Origin of the sequence: Pantoea sp. CTOTU49201, from assembly GCF_032054795.1 — a bacterium.
In the GTDB taxonomy this organism is placed as follows: domain Bacteria; phylum Pseudomonadota; class Gammaproteobacteria; order Enterobacterales; family Enterobacteriaceae; genus Pantoea; species Pantoea symbiotica.
The window spans coordinates 1-2,469 of record NZ_DAMBSA010000540.1; the positions used below are offsets into that span (position 1 = coordinate 1).

A 2,469-nucleotide genomic window follows, 5' to 3' on the forward strand; every position below is an offset into this window, starting at 1 on the left:
GCCGGAGTATGACAAATGGGTCGATATGCTGGCCGGACTGAACAGCGGACCGGGTCAAGAAAGTGGCGTGGAACTCGGCGTTAATCTACGTCATGGTTTTCACACAGCCGGTTTATTACGAATTTAAAGATCTGCGCGTGCCAACCACCTTAATGATCGGTACCGCTGATACCACGGCGATTGGCAGCGATATCGCGCCGCCGGACGTGAAAGCAAAACTCGGTCATTACAACGTGCTGGGCAAGCAGGTGGCGCAGCTGATTCCCGGCGCACGGTTAATCGAATTCCCCGGCATGGGCCACGCGCCGCAAATGGAAGAGCCGCAGAAGTTTAATCAGACATTAATCGCTGATTTAGCTGGCAATTAACCGCAGGGTCGCCATTCATGGCGACCAACATCAACTCAGCTTCTTTTTCCCATTCTTAGCGGCGTACATCCGTTCGTCGCTACCTTCCAGCAATTGTTCCAGCGATTGCGGATGGTCAGGATCGAACTCAACAATCCCCGATGAGAAGTGCAGGGCGTAACGCCGCTCGAGATTCTGGGTTTGCTGTTGCAGGAAACCATCAAAGCGTGCCAACACGCCCTCGGCATCGGCGAGCTGTAAGCCGTTAAACAGCACCACAAACTCATCGCCGCCCAAACGCGCAAAGATATCCGCGTGGCGGAAACTCACTTTCATGGCATCAGCAAAATCCATCAGCGCGCGGTCGCCTTCGCGATGGCCGAGCGTATCGTTAATGGCTTTAAAGCGATCGAGATCGAGGAACGTCAGGCTGGCGGGTAACTGCTTCACCTGGCACTCATTCAGCGCCAGCTGGCCGAGCGTCATAAAGCCGCGGCGATTGGTGATTTGCGTCAGTTCATCTGAGGTCGCGGTCTGGAAAGCCACCAGCTCCGCTTCCGCCATAGCAGCCAAATCGCGCAGTGTGTGGATATCGTCTGCATCGAACTGGCGCGCATGGTGATCGATAATGCACAGCGTGCCAATTTTGGCTCCGGCGGGCGTGCGCAGTGGACACCCGGCGTAAAAACGCACTGGGCTGTTTTCGCCGCTCACCAACGGGTTGTCGTGGAAACGTTCGTCTTCTAGCGCGTTTTCAACCACCATCACATCATCTTGCAGGATTGCATGGCCACAAAATGAGGTATTACGTGGTGCGGTGGTAGCAGCGTAACCGGCCGCTGATTTGAACCACTGATGGTCCTCTTCCAGCAGGCTGACCAGCGCGACGGGCACGCCAAACAAACGACGGGCAAGGCGGGTTAATCGGTCGAAACGCTCTTCTGCCGGCGTGTGCAGAATGTTGAGCGCACGTAACTGGGCCAGACGATGTGACTCGTCCGCAGGCAGTGCAGGTGCTTTCATCGCGTTACTCTTATTAATTATGGAATTACTGAAACACTGGTGTTGGTGCCATAAAGGCTGAAAGCGCCTGGCAGCGGGATGCGATGTCCGATGCCAGGCGTAACGATAATCAGAGCACTTTTTGCTCGGCGAGATCAAGGGCAAAATAGCTGAAAATGAGATCGGCACCGGCACGTTTAATCGCGCCCAGGCTTTCCAGAACCACATTACGTTCGTCGATGGCGCCCGCCTGTGCGGCGAATTTGATCATCGCGTACTCACCGCTCACCTGGTACGCCGCCAGCGGCAACGTGGTGCGTTCGCGGATATCGCGCAGGATATCGAGGTAGGCACCCGCCGGTTTCACCATTAGTGAATCTGCGCCTTCCGCTTCATCAAGCAGCGACTCGCGCAGCGCTTCACGGCGGTTCATTGGATTCATCTGATAAGTCTTACGATCGCCTTTCAGCGCGGTGCCAGCTGCTTCACGGAACGGGCCGTAGAAGGAGGAGGCGAACTTGGTCGAATACGACATGATGGCGGTATCCGTGAAGCCTGCAGCGTCGAGCGCCTGGCGAATGGCTTTCACCTGGCCATCCATCGCGGCAGAAGGGGCGATAAAGTCGGCGCCGGCTTGCGCTGCCACCACGGCTTGCTTACCGAGATTAATCAGCGTTTGGTCGTTATCAACGCCGTGATCGCACAGCACGCCGCAATGACCGTGGCTGGTGTATTCGCAGAAACAGGTATCAGACATCACGATCATTTCTGGCACGGTGTCTTTGCAGATACGCGACATACGCGCCACCAAACCGTTTTCATTCCAGGCATCGCTGCCAGTGGCATCGGTGTGATGGGAAATGCCGAAGGTCATCACTGAACGAATACCCGCTTTGGCAATACGTTCGATCTCATACGCTAAACGCTTCTCGGGGATACGTACCACGCCCGGCATGGCGTTAATTGGCACGTAATCGTCCACGCCTTCTTCAACGAAGATTGGCAGCGCCAGATCGTTGATGCTGAGGTTGGATTCCTGGAACATTTCGCGCATTGACGCGCTTTTACGCAGCCTTCTTGGGCGCTGGATCAGATTAAATTCAGACATGCTCTACAACTT

General features: G+C 55.4%; 2 protein-coding genes and 1 pseudogene. 1 reads left to right on the plus strand and 2 read right to left on the minus strand.

Going from position 1 to position 2,469, the window contains the following annotated elements; genetic code table 11:
* Window positions 1-368 (plus strand): annotated as a pseudogene (locus tag RTY00_RS23445) (alpha/beta fold hydrolase); the annotation flags it as partial.
* 30 nt (window positions 369-398) lie between these two features.
* On the opposite strand, the gene RTY00_RS23450 reads toward RTY00_RS23445, so the two are convergent.
* Together RTY00_RS23450 and hemB are read right to left on the minus strand one after the other, a co-directional pair.
* Complete coding sequence (locus RTY00_RS23450) at window positions 399-1,370, minus strand: diguanylate cyclase (RefSeq protein WP_258144110.1); 972 nt, start codon at window positions 1,368-1,370, stop codon at window positions 399-401.
* Window positions 1,371-1,479: 109 nt separating this feature from the next.
* Window positions 1,480-2,457 carry a porphobilinogen synthase gene (gene hemB / locus RTY00_RS23455; protein ID WP_008108163.1) on the minus strand — a complete coding sequence of 326 codons (978 nt, stop codon included), beginning with the start codon at window positions 2,455-2,457 and terminating at the stop codon, window positions 1,480-1,482.
* Window positions 2,458-2,469 lie beyond the last annotated feature (12 nt).